The sequence below is a fragment of the Streptomyces pallidus (ex Mingjun et al. 2026) genome (genome assembly GCF_051550185.1).
Classification (GTDB): Bacteria; Actinomycetota; Actinomycetes; order Streptomycetales; family Streptomycetaceae; genus Streptomyces.
On record NZ_CP196181.1, the window covers coordinates 3,851,931 to 3,869,582 of the forward strand.

General features: G+C 74.0%; 15 protein-coding genes. 10 read left to right on the plus strand and 5 right to left on the minus strand.

Annotation, left to right across the window (positions count from 1 at the left end):
- The first annotated feature begins 74 nt into the window (after positions 1–74).
- On the plus strand, positions 75–983 hold the full coding sequence (locus ACSHWO_RS16885) for a pirin family protein (RefSeq protein WP_438312852.1): 909 nt from the start codon (positions 75–77) through the stop codon (positions 981–983).
- A 78-nt stretch (positions 984–1,061) separates the two neighbouring features.
- On the opposite strand, the gene ACSHWO_RS16890 is transcribed toward ACSHWO_RS16885, so the two are convergent.
- The 4 genes from ACSHWO_RS16890 to ACSHWO_RS16905 all read right to left on the minus strand — a co-directional run bounded on the left by ACSHWO_RS16890 (position 1,062) and on the right by ACSHWO_RS16905 (position 3,707).
- On the minus strand, positions 1,062–1,640 hold the full coding sequence (locus ACSHWO_RS16890; protein ID WP_438312854.1) for a Uma2 family endonuclease: 579 nt from the start codon (positions 1,638–1,640) through the stop codon (positions 1,062–1,064).
- 166 nt (positions 1,641–1,806) lie between these two features.
- Entirely contained in the window at positions 1,807–2,166 is a 360-nt protein-coding gene (locus tag ACSHWO_RS16895; RefSeq protein WP_438312856.1) for a hypothetical protein, read from the minus strand.
- Positions 2,163–2,696, minus strand: coding sequence for a DUF6232 family protein (locus ACSHWO_RS16900; protein ID WP_438319125.1), 534 nt, complete (start codon positions 2,694–2,696; stop codon positions 2,163–2,165). Before ACSHWO_RS16900 ends, ACSHWO_RS16895 begins: the two co-directional genes overlap by 4 nt.
- A gap of 357 nt (positions 2,697–3,053) precedes the next feature.
- Positions 3,054–3,707 (minus strand): TetR/AcrR family transcriptional regulator, encoded by a 654-nt coding sequence (locus ACSHWO_RS16905; protein WP_385844236.1) that lies wholly within the window; start codon positions 3,705–3,707, stop codon positions 3,054–3,056.
- Between the two features lie 174 nt (positions 3,708–3,881).
- Between ACSHWO_RS16905 and ACSHWO_RS16910 the strand changes: the two genes are divergently transcribed.
- The 9 genes from ACSHWO_RS16910 (at position 3,882) to ACSHWO_RS16950 (ending at position 17,179) form a co-directional block, all read left to right on the plus strand.
- Entirely contained in the window at positions 3,882–4,433 is a 552-nt protein-coding gene (locus ACSHWO_RS16910; protein WP_361097506.1) for an SRPBCC family protein, read from the plus strand.
- 104 nt (positions 4,434–4,537) lie between these two features.
- Positions 4,538–6,142: a class I adenylate-forming enzyme family protein gene (locus tag ACSHWO_RS16915; protein WP_385844232.1), complete on the plus strand. Its 1,605-nt coding sequence runs from the start codon at positions 4,538–4,540 to the stop codon at positions 6,140–6,142.
- Positions 6,142–7,380 (plus strand): FAD-dependent monooxygenase, encoded by a 1,239-nt coding sequence (locus ACSHWO_RS16920; protein ID WP_385844228.1) that lies wholly within the window; start codon positions 6,142–6,144, stop codon positions 7,378–7,380. Before ACSHWO_RS16915 ends, ACSHWO_RS16920 begins: the two co-directional genes overlap by 1 nt.
- On the plus strand, positions 7,377–9,362 hold the full coding sequence (locus ACSHWO_RS16925) for an FAD/NAD(P)-binding protein (protein ID WP_438312859.1): 1,986 nt from the start codon (positions 7,377–7,379) through the stop codon (positions 9,360–9,362). Before ACSHWO_RS16920 ends, ACSHWO_RS16925 begins: the two co-directional genes overlap by 4 nt.
- Positions 9,359–10,795: a 3-carboxy-cis,cis-muconate cycloisomerase gene (gene pcaB / locus ACSHWO_RS16930; protein ID WP_438312861.1), complete on the plus strand. Its 1,437-nt coding sequence runs from the start codon at positions 9,359–9,361 to the stop codon at positions 10,793–10,795. Before ACSHWO_RS16925 ends, pcaB begins: the two co-directional genes overlap by 4 nt.
- A 76-nt stretch (positions 10,796–10,871) precedes the next feature.
- Entirely contained in the window at positions 10,872–12,281 is a 1,410-nt protein-coding gene (locus tag ACSHWO_RS16935; RefSeq protein WP_385844216.1) for an MFS transporter, read from the plus strand.
- Positions 12,274–14,439 carry a molybdopterin oxidoreductase family protein gene (locus ACSHWO_RS16940; RefSeq protein WP_438312863.1) on the plus strand — a complete coding sequence of 722 codons (2,166 nt, stop codon included), beginning with the start codon at positions 12,274–12,276 and terminating at the stop codon, positions 14,437–14,439. Before ACSHWO_RS16935 ends, ACSHWO_RS16940 begins: the two co-directional genes overlap by 8 nt.
- A complete protein-coding gene (locus ACSHWO_RS16945; RefSeq protein WP_438312865.1) occupies positions 14,436–15,953 on the plus strand; it encodes an FAD-dependent oxidoreductase in 1,518 nt (505 codons plus the stop codon). Before ACSHWO_RS16940 ends, ACSHWO_RS16945 begins: the two co-directional genes overlap by 4 nt.
- Entirely contained in the window at positions 15,950–17,179 is a 1,230-nt protein-coding gene (locus ACSHWO_RS16950; protein WP_438312867.1) for an FAD-dependent oxidoreductase, read from the plus strand. The genes ACSHWO_RS16945 and ACSHWO_RS16950 overlap by 4 nt, the downstream gene beginning before the upstream one ends.
- Positions 17,180–17,321: 142 nt before the next feature.
- Here ACSHWO_RS16950 and ACSHWO_RS16955 read toward each other — a convergent pair whose 3' ends face one another.
- Entirely contained in the window at positions 17,322–17,636 is a 315-nt protein-coding gene (locus tag ACSHWO_RS16955) for a DUF6415 family natural product biosynthesis protein (protein WP_438312869.1), read from the minus strand.
- Positions 17,637–17,652 lie beyond the last annotated feature (16 nt).

Here is a 17,652-nt window from a genome sequence, read left to right on the forward strand (position 1 = left end):
GGCGGTTAACTGAACTGAACTGTATAGTTCATTGCATTGGTAGACGACGACCCCGAACGACGAGAGAAGGCATCATGACCACGCTGGGTCCCGCCCTCGGCACCGCTGCCGCCGCCACCGCCGCGACCCGCTCGGTGGCCGACGTCCTGCAGCCCGTCCACACCCTGGAAGGCGAGGGCTTCCCGGTCCGCCGGTCCTTCCCGACCCCGCAGATCCCGCAGCTGGACCCCTTCCTGCTGCTCGACCAGATCGGGCCGGTGGACCTCGGCCCGGGCGAGCCCAAGGGCGCCCCCGAGCACCCGCACCGCGGCTTCGAGACCGTCGCCTACGTCCTGGAGGGCGACATCGAGTACGCCGACTCCACCGGCAACCGCGGCGTGGTCCTGCCGGGCGGCGTGCAGTGGCTGACCGCCGGGGCGGGCGTGGTGCACTCCGAGGAGCCCACCGACGCCTTCCGCGCGGCCGGCGGCCTCCAGCACAACCTCCAGCTCTGGGTGAACCTGCCGGCCGCACGCAAGGGGCTGCGCCCGCGCACCCAGAACCGCGACGCGGGAGGGATCCCGGTGGTCCGCCGGCTCGACGGGTCCTGGTTCAAGGTGATCGCGGGCACCGCGCTCGGCGTGACCGGACCCTTCGAGACGCAGGTCCCGGTGACCGTCGTGCACGCCTCCCTCGCCCCGGGCGAGAGCGCGGAACTGCCCGCGCCGCAGGGCCGCAACGCCGCCGTGTACGTCGTCTCCGGCAGCGGCGCCGTCGCCGGGGCGGAGGTCACGGACGGCGACCTGGCCGTCCTCGCGGACGAGGGCGACGGCGTACGCATCGAGGGCGGGCCGATCGGGGCCGACTTCCTCTTCCTCAGCGGCGAGCCCATCGGCGAACCGGTCTTCCGCGGCGGCCCGTTCGTGATGAGCACCCCGCAGGAGATCGAGCAGGCTTTCGACGACTACGCCGCCGACCGCCTCGGCCGCTACGAGGACCGGTAGGGGCAGCGGCACTCCGGTGCGGTGGAGGCGTCCGGACTCCACCCTGCCGGAGGAGTCCGTGCCCCACGTCGCGTGTCGTCAGCGCACCCAGTCCTTGAGGGGCTCGGTGTCGAGGGTGACGCCCACGGGGTCGGGGAGGTCGATGGTGCGGCCGAAGGGACGGCGGGAGAGGTTGGCATAGGTGTCGCCGTCGGGCTCGGTGTAGACCAGGGTTTCGCAGGTGTCCCGGTCGATGAGCAGGTAGACGGGGATACCGGTCTGCGCGTAGGCGCTCGGCTTCTCTTCGCGGTCGCGCTTGTCGGTGTCGCTGTCGTAGGAGGTGACCTCGACGATCATGACTACCGAGCCGGGGTCGGCCCACTCGCCCTGACCGGCGAAGCTGCCCTTGGGGGCGAGGGCGCCGTCGGGCTTCGCGTGGCCCTTGCGGTGGCGCTCGACGTGCAGGCCCCGTTCGGGGTAGAGCCACAGATCGGGGCGATGCTGCATGCAACGCTCCATGAGCCACCGGATGATCTCGTCGTGGTCGCCGTCCGGCACCGCTTTGACTCCCAGCCTGCCGTGGATGAACTCCATCCGGACGCCTTCGCGCTCGGCGGCGGCGGCGATGCGCTCGAACTCCTCGGCCAGCATCTGCGGCCGGTCCTCAGTGACGGCCACCACACACCTCCCGCGCCCAGTCTAGGCGGGACGGGAGTCGAAGGGGCGGTCGTACTGATGGCTCGACCCCCGGAGCCCTGCGCGAGCTGCGGGTGGGCCTGCTCCGGGGGGCCGGGCGTCTACGGCCCGGGGCGTCAGCGCCGCCCCGGGCCGCCTCCCTGCGGCGTCAACCGCCGGCGAGGAGGCCGAGGATCCGGGTGACCGCCTCCACGATCGGCTGGCCCAGCGGGCCGACGACGGCCGCGATGCCGGCGATGGACATCAGCGCGCTCTGCCGGGCCTCCTGCGGGACGGCCGCCCCGCCGGTGGCGTCGGGCAGGGCCGCGTCCAGCACCTGCGTGCTCGCGGGCGGGAGCTCGCCGCGCAGGGCCTCGACCAGGTTGCGGAGGTCCTCGACGGCCGCCCGGAGCTGCGGGGGCAGGCCCTCCGGGCCCTCCGCGGACCCGAGGTTCTTCTGGATGCCGATGTTGCCGCTGCCGCCGTTCATGGTGACGTTGTCGCCGAAGTGGTAGTTGTCGCCGCTCATCGAGTACCGATCCCCACGTTGCCGGTGCCGCCGTACATGTTCACGTTGTCCCCGAAGTGGTAGTTCTTCGAGGTGATCGAGATGGTGTCCACCCGCACCCCGTAGAGCTCGGTGTCGGGGTTGTCGATCGCGTGCGTGATCTGGCCGACGAGCCGGTGCAGGTGGGCGTGGTCCTTGCTGGTGACCACGGCGATGGACGGCCCGGCGGTCTCCACGGCCAGCACGTAGTACGACGGCGCCGACAGCACGCTGATCAGCTGGACGATGCAGTAGATCAGCGCGGCGATGGTGCCGAGCCAGACGAACTGCACGATCGTGGCCGACATCTCCCTGCTGGCGAGGGACGTCAGGCCGCCGAGGATCGTCAGCGCGAAGGCCGTGGAGAGGATGATGCCGAGGTTCTTCAGGAAGTGGACGGTCGCGTCCTTGCGCCGCGGGTGCAGCGTGAAGGTGTACACCCGCGCGATGTTCTCCAGCGGGTACGCGGCCCCGCCCAGCCACAGGATCCGCCTGCTGATCCGGAGCTCGATCCCGCCGCCGACGGCGACGCCCGGCGGTGCCGGCGGGGGCGGCGGGGCACTCGACGGTGAGGCGGTGCCAGGCGGAGTGCTTGGCGGAGTGCCCGGCGGAGTGCTCGGCGGGCCGCTCGGCCGGCCCGGTAACGCGCTCGGTAACGCGCTGTCCGTGCGGCCGGAAGGCTGCGTGTTCTCCATGCGGTGTGATCCCCCTGGGTTCGGATGACGCTCCGTCAACGGGGGACGACCATAACCACGCACCGCCCGGCCCGGGCAAGCCGCTTTAACCGTCGAGTTTGCTTTCCGCGCGGGAAGTTGACGGTTGGTCAACCGCAGTCCCGGCGGCGGCAGCGGCCGGCGCCTCAGCGGCACCTACAGGTCCACCCCGTACTGGTTGAGGAACATGTCCACCCCGCCCCGGAGCAGCCGTTCGGCGAGCTCCTCGTCCAGCGTCGTGCCGTACACCCCGTAGACCAGGTGCGGGGAGAGCACCAGCCCCGACAACTGGAGCACGGCCAGTTCCATGTCCGGGATGCGCAGCAGCCCGCGCTGGTCCAGCCGGCCGAGGGCGGCGGCCAGGGACGCGTGCTGGCGGCCGGGGCCCTCCTCCTGCCAGGTCCGGCCGAGCTCGGGGAAGCGGTGGCGCTCGCCCGCGATCACGTTGCGCAGGGCCAGCACGTCGGGGGTGGTGAGGCCGGCGACCCAGATCCGGCAGGCCTCCAGCAGGTCGGCGCGGACGTCGTCGGACTCGGCGAGCTTGGCCTGGATGACCGACTGGGCGACTTCGAGCGCCTCGTCGAGGGTCTGCCCGATGACGGCGTTGAACAGGTTCTCCTTGCTGCCGAAGTGGTTGTAGACGGTGACCTTGGAGACCCCCGCCTCGGCGGCGAGCTGGTCGACCCCGGCCCCGAACCCCTCGCGCAGGAAGACCGTACGGGCCGCGGCCAGGATGGCCTGCCGTTTGCGCGCGGCGCGCGCCCCGGATGGGCCTGCGGGGGCTTCTACGGTGCTGGTCCGTGCGGTCATGGCGTTCGTCCCTAACTTCCTCGGCTCGCACCCAGTCTAGATCCCAACTGAACTGAACCGTTGCGTTCAATTGAACTGAACTGTATGGTTCATATAGCTGAGCAGCCCAAGCGAGGCGGCAGAAGCGGAAGTTGAAGCCATCCGACGTTGCACCACACCAGGAGGACACCCGCTATGAGCGGCACCCAGACCCCCCTCTTCCGGTCCCGGGCCCAGATCCACCTCTCGGCCACCCCGGCCGAGGTGTACGCGGTCGTGAGCGACCTCGCCCGCAGCGGCGAGTGGAGCCCCGAGTGCCTCGGCGGCGAGTGGACCACCGGCGAGCCCGGCGCGGTCGGCTCGGTCTTCCGGGGCGAGAACGAGCGCAGCGAGGACGTCGTCGCCTGGGCGCCGGTGGTGCGCGGCAAGTGGACGACGTACGCCGAGGTCGTCGCGGCCGAGCCCGGCCGGACCTTCCAGTGGGCCATGCACGACAGCCAGGGCGAGAAGCAGGACAGCGTCTGGGGCTTCACGATCGAGGCCGACGGCGAGGGCAGCCTCCTGGTGCACCACTTCCGGATGGGCACCCCCACCGAGGGCATCCGCGGCATCACCGCCGACATGGACGCCGACCGCAAGCAGCAGTTCTTCGCCGAATGGGGCGACAAGGTCGCCGGCGACCTGGCCGAGACCCTGGGACGGATCAAGACCGTCATCGACAAGGAGACGGCCGTCCGGGGCGCCTGACCGCCCTTCCCTCTTGTCTCCACCCTCCGACCGGCGAGCACCGGGAACCGACGCCGGCACCGACAACCGACGCCATCCGTACGTGACTTGAGAAGGGCAAGGCGATGATTCTGCAGCGCATCGGGAACAAGGGCATACGGCTCGGGACCCTCTTCGAGCGGGCCGCCAAGAAGCACCCGACGAACGTCGTGATCCTCGACCACGACCTGGACGTCGCCCCGGAGCTGGGGCGCAGGGCCACCGTGGCCGAGGTGGCCGACCTGATCGACGACCTGGCCTCCCGGCTCTGGGCCGCGCAGGTCCGCCCCAGCCGGCGGGTCGTGATCTACAAGTCGGACGGTTTCGACATCACCCTGCTGGCCTGCGCCGCGGTGCGCATCGGCGCGGTACCGGTGCTGCTGTCGCCGAAGCTCGACGGCGAGACCGTGGCCGAGCTGGTGCGCCGCACCGAGCAGCCCTACCTGCTCACCGACCAGAACAAGCTGGAGACGGAGCTGCCCGCCTCGGTCTTCGAGGAGGCCGAGCAGGTCCTGCTCACGTCCGGCAGCTACAAGGAGGCCACCGAGCTCGCCTCGCTGGCCGGCTGCCCCCGGGTGCCCGCCGTGACGATGCCCCCCGAGCACCCGACCCTGATCACCCACACCTCCGGCACCACCGGCACCCCCAAGCTCGCCGTCCACACCGGGGCCACCCTGGAGGCGCGCTACCGTCCGCAGGCCGCGATCACCAGACCGCTCCTCCCGGGCCGCGAGACCATCGCGATGCACGTCTCCTTCGTGCACTCCCGCCTGATCACCGCCCTGGCCATCTCCCTGTTCCGCGGCTACCCGATCGTGGTCCTCGCCGACTCCGACCCCAAGAAGGCCGCCGACCTCTTCGCGCAGCTGCGTCCCGGCATCCTGGAGGCACACCCCAACTCCTTCATGGAGTGGGAGGAGCTCGCCGACGACCCGCGCGGGCCGCTCGCCAACGTCAAGCTGTTCTCCAGCACCTTCGACGCCATCCACCCGCGCACCGTGCAGCGGCTGCTGGCCGCCACCAAGCGCACCGCCCCGATCTTCGGCCAGCTGTACGGGCAGAGCGAGATCGGCCCCGCCGTGGCCCGGTCCTTCTCCAAGCGGCGCGGGCTCGACGCCGACGGACGCTGCGTGGGGATGCCCTTCCCCGGCATGACCGACGTCCGTGTCGTCAGCCGCAACGGGCTGCCGGTCTCGGAGTCCAACCCCGGCTTCATCGAGGTCAGGAGCGACGGCCGGATCGTCACCTACCTCGGCGAGCAGGAACGTTACGACAAGCAGGTCAACGACGGCTGGTGGCGCATGGGCGACGTCGGCTACCGCACCAGGTGGGGCTGCGTGCACCTGCTCGACCGCGAGGTCGACCTGATCGAGGGCTTCGGCTCCACCCTCGCCGCCGAGGACACCCTGTTCACCCGGCTGGAGGAGCTCGCCGAGGTCATCATCATCCCCGACGAGAACGGCCGTGCCGTCCCCGTGGTCTGCACCCGGGACGACAAGCCGCTCGACGCCGCCGCCTGGAAGGCCGCCACCGTCGGCCTGCCCCCGATGGCCGACCCCGTCCAGTGGCGGCAGTCCGACCTTCCCCAGACGGCCACCACCAAGATCAAGCGTCTCGAACTCGCCCGGCTCATCGCCGCCGGCGCCGGCGCGCAGCTCACCGACCCGCAGCTCAGCGAGGAGAAGATCTGATGTCCCAGCTCATCATCGTCGGCGGCGGGATCGGCGGCCTGGCCGCGGCCCTCTCGGTCGCCCGGCAGGGCCACGAGGTCCTCGTCCTGGAACGCGCCCCCGAGTTCGCCGAGATCGGCGCGGGCATCCAGCTCGCCCCCAACGGACTGCACGCCCTCGACCGGCTCGGCCTCGGCGAGGCCGTCCGCTCCACCGCCGTGCAGATGGACGCGCTCACCTTCATGGACGGCGTCACCGGCGAGCAGGTGACCAGCCTCGACCTGACCGAGCACTACCGGGAGCGGTTCGGCAACCCGTACGCGGTCGTCCACCGGGCCGAGCTGCACACCAAGCTGCTGGAGGCCTGCCAGGCCGAGGACTCGATCCGGCTGCGCAGCGCCGTCACCGCGGTCGGCTACGAGCAGGACGCGACCAGCGCCACCGTCGTCCTGGAGGACGGCGAGCGCATCACCGGTGACGCCCTGATCGGCGCCGACGGCATCCACTCCGCGATCCGCGCCCAGCTCGTCGGCGACGGAGCCCCCCGCAACTCCGGGATCACCGTCTACCGGGCGATCATCCCGATGGAACAGGTCCCCGAGGAGCTGCGCCACCTGACCTCCGTCACCTGGTGGACCGGCCCCGGCTGCCACTTCGTGCACTACCCGATCGCCGGCGGCAAGTACCTCAACCTCGCCGCCAGCAGCGACAACAAGGCCACCCAGGCCGTCGCCGGCGTCCCCGCCACCCAGGGCGACATCCGCCGCGAGTTCGCCGCGCTCGGCGAGGACGCGCAGCGCCTGCTCGCCCTCGGCGAGGGCTGGAAGTCCTGGGTCCTCGTCGACCGCGACCCGGTGGAGAACTGGGTCGACGGCCGGGTCGCCCTCCTCGGCGACGCCGCCCACCCCATGCTCCACTACGTCGCCCAGGGCGCCTGCCAGGGCCTGGAGGACGCGGTGACCCTCGGCGACCTGCTCGACTGCGCCCCCGACGAGTTCCCGCAGCGCTTCGAGAAGTTCAACGCCGAGCGCACCGAGCGGACCGGCCGGATCCAGCTCCTGGCCCGGGAGAGCATCAAGCTCTGGCACACCTCCGGCGCCGCCGCCACCGACCGCAACGCCGTCCTGCGCTCCTTCTCCCGCGACGAACTCCACGACTACGTCGCCTGGATGCACGGCTTCCGCGTCCCCGCCCCCAACGCCCCGGCCGCCGCTGCGACCGCCGCCACCACCACCGCCCCGAACGGAGACCAGCGATGAGCACCCGCCGCAACCGCCTTCAGGTGGCCATCATCGGAGCGGGCCCCCGCGGCCTGTCCGTCCTGGAGCGCCTGTGCGCCAACGAGCGCAGCGCCCCCGCCCACGAGGCCGTCACCGTCCACGTGGTCGACCCCTCGGCGCCCGGCGCCGGCCAGGTCTGGCGGCCCGACCAGTCCCAGCACCTGCTGATGAACACGGTCGCCTCCCAGATCACCATCTACACCGACGACAGCGTCCGCACCGAGGGCCCCATCGAACCCGGCCCCAGCCTGTACGAGTGGGCGCAGTCCGTCGCAGCGTCCGGCGAGGGCGAGGCGGCCACGGTCGCCGAGGCCCGCCGACTGGGCCCGAACACCTACCCCACCCGCGCCTTCTACGGCAGCTACCTGCGCGCCACCTTCGAGCGGGTCGTCGCCCTCGCCCCCGCCCACGTCACCGTCGAGGTCCACCGCTCCCGGGCCGTGGCCATGGCCGACACCCACGGCACCGCGGGCGGCCTGCAGGGCGTCCGCCTGGAGAACGGCACCCGGCTCAACGACCTCGACGCCATCGTCATGGCCCAGGGCCACGTACCGGCCCGGCTGACCCCCCGCGAGGCCAAGACCGCGAGCCTCGCCCGCATCCACCACCTCACCTACGTCACCCCCGCCAATCCCGCCGACCTCGACCTGAACGTCGTCAGGCCCGGCCAGAACGTCCTGCTGCGCGGCCTCGGCCTGAACTTCTTCGACCACATGGCCCTCTTCACCGCCGGCCGCGGCGGGCGGTTCGAGCGCGGGGACGACGGCCGCCTCGTCTACCGGCCCTCCGGCAACGAGCCGGTGCTGTACGCCAGTTCGCGCCGGGGCATCCCGTACCACGCCCGCGGCGAGAACGAGAAGGGCGCCTACGGCCGGTACCTGCCGCGCCTGCTCACCCCCGCCCGGATCGAGGAGCTGCGCCGCCGCTCCGCGGACGGCGAGGGCATCGACTTCACCGCCGACCTGTGGCCGCTGATCTCCCGCGAGGCGGAGAGCGTCTACTACGGCACCCTGCTCCAGGCCCGCGGCCGCGGCGACGAGCGCGAGGGCTTCACCACCCGCTTCCTGTCGCTGGAGGAGGAAGCGGACCGCGCCTCCCTCCTGGACGTGTACGGCATCGGCGCGGACGAGCGCTGGAACTGGGAGAAGCTCTCCCGCCCCTACGGCGACCGCGAGTTCACCAGCCGCGAGGACTTCCGGGCCTGGCTGGTCGCGTACCTGGCCGAGGACGTCCGCGAGGCCCGGGCCGGCAACCTCAGCGGCCCCCTCAAGGCGGCCCTGGACGTCATGCGCGACCTGCGCAACGAGATCCGCCTCGCCGTCGACCACGGCGGCCTGACCGGCGACTCGCACCGCGACGACCTGGAGGGCTGGTACACGCCGCTCAACGCCTTCCTCTCCATCGGCCCGCCGGCCTCCCGGATCGAGGAGATGATCGCCCTGATCGACGCCGGGGTGCTCGTCCTGACCGGCCCCGGGACCGAGATCCGCGTCGACACGGCCGCCGGCGACGACGCCGCCTTCATCGCCCGGTCCCGTGACGTCCCCGGCCCCGCGGTCCGCTCCACCGTGCTGATCGAGGCCCGACTGCCCGAGCCCGACCTGCGCCGCACCGACGACCCGCTGCTGCGCCACCTCCTCGACACCGAGCAGTGCACCACGTACCGGATCTCCGGCCCCGGCGGCACCGGCTACGAGTCCGGCGGCCTCGCGGTCACCGAGCGCCCGTACCGGCTCCTCGACGCCCGCGGCCGCGCCCACCCGCGCCGGTTCGCGTACGGGGTCCCCACCGAGTCCGTGCACTGGGTCACCGCGGCCGGCATCCGCCCGGGCGTCGACTCGGTCACCCTCGGCGACTCCGACTCCATCGCCCGCTCGGTGCTGGCCCTGCCGCCCGCCGCCGCCGTCCCGGCCGGGGTCTCCCTGCCCGCCGAGACCGACCTGACCGGCGTCCTGGTATGAGCGGCACCGGAGCCGCTGCCGGCGGGGCCACCGGGGCGCAGGACGCGCTCACCGATGCGGGGCTGCTGTCGCCGGTGCGTGCCGGCACCCCGGCCGAGGAGGCCGTCTGCGACCTCGCCTGGCTCCAGGCCATGCTCGACGCAGAGGCCGCCCTGGCCCGCGCCCAGGCCGGGCTCGGCACCCTCCCGGCGGAGGCCGCCGACACCATCACCCGGGCGGCCCGGACCGGCAACCTGGACCTGCGGGACCTCGCCCTGGCCGCCCGGGAGACCGCGAACCCGGTGGTCGGGCTGGTGCAGGCGCTGACCCGGGTGGTCGCCGCCGAGGACGCCCGGGCCGCCGAGTACGTGCACCGCGGCTCCACCAGCCAGGACATCCTCGACACCGGCGCCATGCTGGTGGCGGCCCGGGCCCTGCGCCTGATCCGGGCGGACCTGGGCCGCACCGCCGCAGCCCTGGCCCGGCTGGCCGGCGAGCACCGGGACACGGCGATGGCCGGCCGCACCCTCGCCCTGCAGGCGGTGCCCACCACCTTCGGCCTCAAGGCGGCGGGCTGGCGGCAGCTGGTCCTCGACGCGGACGAGCGCCTCGCCCGGATCTCGGACGGCGGCCTGCCGGTGTCCCTCGGCGGAGCCGCCGGAACCCTCGCCGGATACCTGGAGTACGCCCGGATCGACGGCGCGGCGGAGCAGGACCCGGGCGCGTACCTGGACCGGCTGGTCGAGGCGTACGCCGCCGAGACGGGGCTGGCCCGCCCCACCCTGCCCTGGCACGTGCTGCGGACCCCGGTCGCGGACCTCGCGGCGGCGCTCGCCTTCACCGCCGGCGCCCTCGGGAAGATCGCCGTCGACGTGCAGAACCTGGCCCGTACGGAGGTCGGCGAGGTCGCCGAGCCCGCGGTGGCCGGCCGCGGCAGCTCCTCGGCCATGCCTCACAAGCGCAATCCGGTGCTGAGCACGCTGCTGCGCAGCGCGGCGCTCCAGGTACCGGTGCTGGCGGCGGGACTGGTGCAGTGCCTGGTCTCGGAGGACGAGCGGTCCGCCGGCGCCTGGCACGCCGAGTGGCAACTGCTGCGCGAGGCGCTGCGGTTGGTCGGCGGCGCGGCCCACACCGCGGTCGAGCTCGCGGAGGGGCTGACGGCACGGCCCGAACGGATGCGTGACAACCTGTTGCTGACGGGCAGCCAGGTGGTGTCGGAGCGGATCGCGGCGGTGCTGGCGCCGGAGCTGGGCAAGGCGGCGGCGAAGCAGCTGCTGACCCGGGTCTCCGCCGCGGCGGAGGAGAGCGGGCGGCCGCTGCACGAGCTGCTCGCCGGCGAGACGGTGCTCCAAGGGCGCTGGAGCGGTGCGGAGTTGGCCGCTCTGTGCGATCCGGCGACGTACACCGGGGGTGCGGGGGCGCTGGTGGACCGGGCACTGAAGCCGTCGAACTGACGCTTGAGTTCGAACTGTACTGAACTGTATAGTTCAACGTGTCAGTTCGAGACGCCGAGCAGAAAGCCGAGGAGCCATGACGCCGCCCGCACGTCCCGCAGCCGGACGCTGGATCGAGGACTGGGACCCCGAGAACGAGGAGTTCTGGCAGCGGACCGGGAAGCGGATCGCCCGCCGCAACCTGGTCCTCTCGGTCCTCTCCGAGCACATCGGCTTCTCGGTCTGGAGCATGTGGTCCGTCCTCGTGCTCTTCATGTCGCCCGCGATCGGCCTGGGCTTCACCCCCGCCGAGAAGTTCCTCCTCGTCGTCGTCCCCACCCTCGTCGGCGCCGCCTTACGGCTCCCCTACAGCCACGCGGTCACCCGCTTCGGCGGCCGCAACTGGACCGTCTTCGCCTCCGGGATCCTGCTCGTCCCCGCCCTCGCCGCCCTGTGGTTCGTCCAGCGGCCCGGCACCCCCCTGTGGGTGTTCCTGCTGATCGGGGCGACCGGCGGAGTCGGCGGCGGCAACTTCGCCTCCTCGATGACCAACATCACCGCCCTCTTCCCGCAACGCCACCAGGGCTGGGCCCTCGGCATCAACGCGGGCGGCGGCAACCTCGGCGTCGCCGCCATCCAGCTGATCGGCCTCCTCGTCATCGCCACCGCCGGCAGCACCCACCCCGCGTACGTCATCGCCGTCTACATCCCGCTGATCGTGCTGGCCGCGCTCCTCGCCGCCTGGAAGATGGACAACTTCACGGCCGTCCGCAGCGCCCCCGGCGCCCAGCGCGAGGCCGCCCGCAACCCGCACACCTGGTGGATATCCCTCCTCTACGTCGGCACCTTCGGCTCCTTCATCGGCTACGGCTTCGCCTTCGGCCTCGTCCTGCAGAGCCAGTTCGGCGCCACCCCCCTCCAGTCCGCCTCCTACACCTTCCTCGGCCCGCTCCTCGGCTCCCTGTTCCGGCCGCTCGGCGGACTGCTCTCCGACCGGTGGGGCGGCGCCCGGGTCACCCTGCTCACCTTCCTGGCGATGGCCGCCGGCACCGGCGTCCTGCTCACGGCCTCCGCGAAGGGCTCGTACGGACTGTTCGTCGGCGGGTTCACCGCCCTGTTCGTCCTGACCGGCATCGGCAACGGCTCCACCTACAAGCTGATCCCCGCCGTCTTCGCCCGGCAGGCCCAGGAGCAGGTCACCTCCGGCCAGGACGCGGAGGCCGCCTTCGCCCGCGCCCGCCGGCTCTCCGGCGCGGTCATCGGCATCGCCGGCGCCGTCGGCGCCCTCGGCGGGGTCGGCGTCAACCTGGTCTTCCGCAGCGCCTACAGCGGCCCCGCGCCCTCCGGCGAACCCGCCTTCCTCGCCTTCCTCGGCTTCTACGTGGTCTGCGTCCTCGTCACCTGGGCGGTCTACCTGCGCCGCAGCGCCCCGGCCGGAACCTCCGGCGGCGGCCGGCCCCGCACCGCGACCGCCGAGCCGGCCCGAGCGGAGGCCACCCGTGTCTGAGACCGCCACCGCCACCGTCACCACCCACTGCCCCTACTGCGCCCTCCAGTGCGGCACCCGGCTCACCCGCGCCACCGGCCCCGCCGACGGCCCCGCCACCGGCCGCACCGGCCCCGGCGCCCGCACCACCGTCCACCCCGACCCGGCCTTCCCCGTCAACCAGGGCGGCCTGTGCCAGAAGGGCTGGACCGCCCCCGCCCTCCTCGACACCCCCGGCCGCATCACCCGCCCCCTCGTCCGCGGCGCCGACGGCGTCCTCGCCCCCACCGACTGGGACACCGCCCTCGACCTGATCGCCGGCCGGCTGCGGGCGCTCCGCGACGAGCACGGCCCCGACGCGGTCGGCGTGTTCGGCGGCGGCGGCCTCACCAACGAGAAGGCCTACCAGCTCGGCAAGTTCGCCCGCGTCGCCCTCGGCACCAGCCAGATCGACTACAACGGCCGGTTCTGCATGTCCTCGGTCGCCGCCGCCGGTTCCGCCGCCTTCGGCCTCGACCGCGGCCTGCCCTTCCCCGTCACCGACCTCGCCTCCGCCGACGTCGTCCTGCTCGCCGGCGCCAACCCGGCCGAGACCATGCCCCCGCTGATGCGCCACCTGAGCCGGGCCCGGCTGATCGTCATCGACCCGCGCCGCACCCCCACCGCCGAGACCGCCGCCCTGCACCTCCAGCCCACCCCCGGCACCGACCTCGCCCTCGCCCTCGGTCTGCTGCACCTCGCCGTCACCGAGGGCCACACCGACCGGGAGTACCTCGACAAGCGCACCACCGGCTTCGAATCCGCCTGGCGGCGGGCCGCCGCCTGGTGGCCCGAGCGGGTCGAGCGGGCCACCGGAGTCCCCGTTGCCGAGATGCGCGAGGCGATCGCCCTCCTGGCCGGCGCCGAGCGGGCGTACGTCCTGACCGGGCGCGGCGCCGAGCAGCACAGCAAGGGCACCGACACCGTCGCCGCGTTCATCAACCTCGCCCTCACCCTCGGCCTGCCCGGCCGCGAGGGCAGCGGCTACGGCTGCCTCACCGGCCAGGGCAACGGCCAGGGCGGCCGCGAACACGGCCAGAAGGCCGACCAGCTCCCCGGCTACCGGATGCTCACCGACCCCGAAGCCCGCGCCCACGTCGCCGCCGTCTGGGGCGTCGACCCCGACACCCTGCCCGGCCCCGGCCGCAGCGCCTACGAACTCCTCGACGCCCTCGGCACCGGCGGCGGGCCCCGCGCCCTGCTCGTCTTCGGCTCCAACCCGGTGGTCTCCGCGCCCCGCGCGGCCCGCATCGCCGACCGGCTGGCCTCGCTCGACCTGCTCGTCGTCGCCGACTTCGTACCCTCCGAGACCGCCGAGATGGCCGACGTCGTCCTCCCCGTCACCCAGTGGGCGGAGGAAGAGGGCACCATGACCAGCCTCGAAGGCCGCGTCCTGCGCCGCCGCCGGCTCCTCACCCCTCCCGGCGAGGCCCGCAGCGACCTGGACGTGCTCCGCGGCCTCGCCGTCCGGCTCGGCCAGGACCCCGGCCGCTTCCCCACCGCACCGCGCGAGGTCTTCGACGAGCTGCGCCGGGCCTCCCGCGGCGGGCGCGCCGACTACTCCGGCATCAGCTACGAGCGGCTCGACGCCGGCGAAGCCCTGCACTGGCCCTGCCCCGCGACCCCCGACGGGACCGCCCCGCACCCCGGGACACCGCGGCTGTTCCTCGACGCCTTCGCCCACCCCGACGGCCTCGCCCGGTTCGCCGAGGTCGAGCACCGCGACGCCGCCGAGACCCCCGACCCCTCCTACCCGCTGTACGCCACGACCGGCCGGGTCCTCGCGCACTACCAGTCGGGCGCCCAGACCCGTCGGGTCCCCGAACTCTCGGCCGCCGCCCCCGAGCCCTTCGTCGAGATCCACCCCGACACCGCCGCCCGGCTCGGCCTGGCCGAGGGCGCGGCCGCCGAGGTCGCCTCCGCCCGCGGCAGCACCACCGCCCGGGTCCGCCTCGTCCCCTCGCTGCGCACCGACACGGTGTTCCTGCCGTTCCACTTCGCGGGGGCCGGGCGCGCCAACCTGATCACCTCGGACGCCCTCGACCCGCGCAGCCGGATGCCCGAGTTCAAGGTGTGCGCGGTCCGGGTCGGGCCCGCCCCCGAAGCCGCCGGCCGCGACGACGCCGGAGCCGGGCTGTGAGCGCGGGCGAGGTGCTGGTCGTCGGCGGCGGCAGCGCCGCCCACCGGCTCGCGGAACGGCTGCACCACCACGGCCACCGCGGCGGGATGACGGTGCTCGGCGCCGAACCGCGGGCCCCGTACCACCGGGTGCTGCTGGGCTCCGTCCTCGACGGCACCCTGCCCGCCGCCGCCCTCGCCCTGCCCGAACTGCCCGGGGACGTACGCGTGCGCACCGGGACCACCGTGACCCGCATCGACCGCCGGCGGCGCCTCGCGTACGCCGACGACGGCTCGGTCCACCGCTACGACACGCTGGTCCTGGCCACCGGCGCCCGCCCGAGCGTCCCCCTGATCCCGGGACTGCCCCGGCCCGGCGGGACCGAGGGCGTCCTGGCCCTGCGCACCCTCGCCGACGCCGAACACGTGCTGCGGGCCGCGCCCGACGCCCGCCGCACCGTCGTCCTGGGCGCCGGACTGCTCGGCGTCGAGGCGGCCGCCGCCCTGCGCCGGGCCGGCCACGAGGTGGCCCTCGTCCACCGCGGGCCGCACCCCCTGCACCGGCACGTCGACGCCACCGCCGGCGCCCTGCTCGGCCGGCGCCTGGCCGAGCAGGGCGTCGAGCTCCACACCGGCCGCCGCGCCACCGGGTACTGCTCCGGCAAACTCACCCTGGACGACGGCAGCGTGCTGGCCGCGGACACCCTGCTGCTGTGCACCGGGGCCGTGCCCGAGACGGAACTCGCCCGTCGGGCCGGGCTCACCGTCCGCTCCGGGATCGTCGTCGACGGCCGGCTGCGCACCGACGACCCGCGGATCCACGCCATCGGCGACTGCGCGGAGCACCCCGGGGACACCGCGGGGCACCTCGAACCCGCCTGGGAGCAGGCCGAGTCGCTGGCCCGGCAGCTGACCGGGACCGCCGCGCCGGAACACCGCGGCACCCGCCGGATCACCCGGCTGCGGGTGCCCGGCATCGACCTGGTCCGCCTGGGCCCCGACCCGGCACCGCCGGGCGCCGGTCCCGCCACGGCCGGCGGGTCCGCGGGCTCCGGTTACCCAGCGGGCTCCGGGAGCTCCGAGGGCGCCGGGAGGTCGGCGGGCTCCCCCGGTCCCGAGGCCTCCGGCGACGGCACCGAGGTGATCACGCTCACCGACCCGGCCCGCGGCCGCTACGCCCGCCTCACCCTGCACGACCAGCACATCACCGGCGCCGTCTTGCTCGGCCTGCCGCGGGCCATCGCCGCCGTCAGCCGGCTGTACGAGCGGGATCTGCCCGTACCGTCCACCGGGCGCCTGGAGTTCCTGCTCGGCATCCCGCCGGCCGAGCCCGGCGCGGACGAGCTCCCCGACGACGCCGTCGTCTGCCGCTGCAACAACGTCACCAAGCACGCCGTCACCGAGGCCTGCCGGGCCGGCGCCGCCGACGTGGAGGAGGTCGCCGCGGCGACCCGCGCCACCACCGGCTGCGGCGGCTGCACGAGCGCCGTGCGCTCGCTGTGCGGCCTGGTCCGAACCGGGAGCAGCCCGTCATGACGAACGCCCCCCGCACTCCCCGCACCCTCGTCCTCGCCGGCCACGGCATGGCCGGCCACCGCCTCGTGGAGGAACTGCGCGCCCTCGACCCGGCCGGGTCCTGGCGGGTCGTGGTCCTGGCCGAAGAACCCCGTCCCGCGTACGACCGGGTCGCCCTCTCCTCGTACCTCGACGGCCGCAGCGCCGCCGACCTCGGCCTGCCCGCGCCCGGCCTGTCCACGGACCCGCGGGTGGAGGTGCGGCTCGCCACGGCCGTCGCCTCCATCGACCGCGCCGCCCGTACGGTGACCACCACCGCCGCCGACACCATCGGCTACGACGCCCTGGTCCTGGCCACCGGCTCCAAGCCGTTCATCCCGCCCGTACCGGGCCACGACCTGCCCGGCTGCTTCGCCTACCGCACCCTCACCGACCTCGACGCGATCCGCGCGGCGGCCGTGCCGGGCCGCCCCGGCGTGGTCATCGGCGGCGGACTCCTCGGCCTGGAAGCGGCCAACGCGCTCCGGCTGCTCGGCATGGAGCCGCACGTGGTCGAACTCGCCCCGCGGCTCATGCCGCTCCAGGTCGATGCGGCCGGCGGCGACGTCCTCGGACGACGGATCGCAGAACGCGGACTCCACGCCCACTGCGGAGTCGCCACGGCATCCGTCCAACCGGGCCCCGACGGCCGCGCCTCCGCAGTGGCCCTGGCGGACGGCACCGCCCTGGAAGCATCCGTGGTGATCTTCTCGGCGGGCGTACGCCCCCGCGACGAACTGGCCGCCCCGGCCGGCCTGGCCACGGGCGAACGCGGCGGCTTCCTGGTGGACCCCCTGTGCCGCACGGCCGACGACCGCGTCTGGGCGATCGGCGAGTGCGCGGCCGTGTCGGGCCGCTGCTACGGCCTGGCCGCACCCGGCTACCGCATGGCCGAGTCAGTGGCCCGCCAACTCCTCGACCTGCCCGCGGCCCCCTTCGGGCAGGTGGACATGTCCACCCGCCTGAAGCTCCTCGGCGTCGAGGTGGCCAGCTTCGGCGACGCCCACGCCGGCACCGCGGGCTCCCTGGAACTGAGCCGCCTGGACGAAACGCAGGGCACGTACGCGAAGCTCGTCCTGGACGCCGACTGCCGCACCCTCCTGGGCGGCATCCTGGTCGGCGACGCCCGGGCCTACGCCGACCTCCTCCCCTTCGTGGGCCGCCCGGCCCCCTCGACCGCCCACCGCCTCCTGTCCCCGGCCTCCTGACCCGCGCCGGCGCCGCCCTCGGCGTCGCCGTACCCGTGGACGTACGGATCGGACCGTGCCCCGGACGCCGAGAACGGACTGGTCTTCACGTACTCCGCGGTGCCGACCGGGCGCTGACACCGCACACAGATCCGCCCGCCCCTCAGGCCGCCCCGACCCCGGACAGCAGCGCGTGCAGCCGCCGCAGCACACGGGCCAGCGCACGGACGTGCGTCCACCGCCCGAACGGCGAGTCGGCCGGCCCCTCGCGCAGCACGGCGTTCCACTCGTCCAGCACCCGCACCACATCCGCACTGTCGAGGGCGGCGGCCTCGGGGAACCACAGGTCCCCGTACACCTGCAGATCGACCGCGATCCCGGCGATCTCGCCGTCAGCCGGCTTCTGCTCGAACGGCACGAGGGCCCGCGCGATCAACCGCGCCCCCGCATCCAGCTCGGCCTGCTCGATACCCGCCATGTGTGCTCCCCACGGT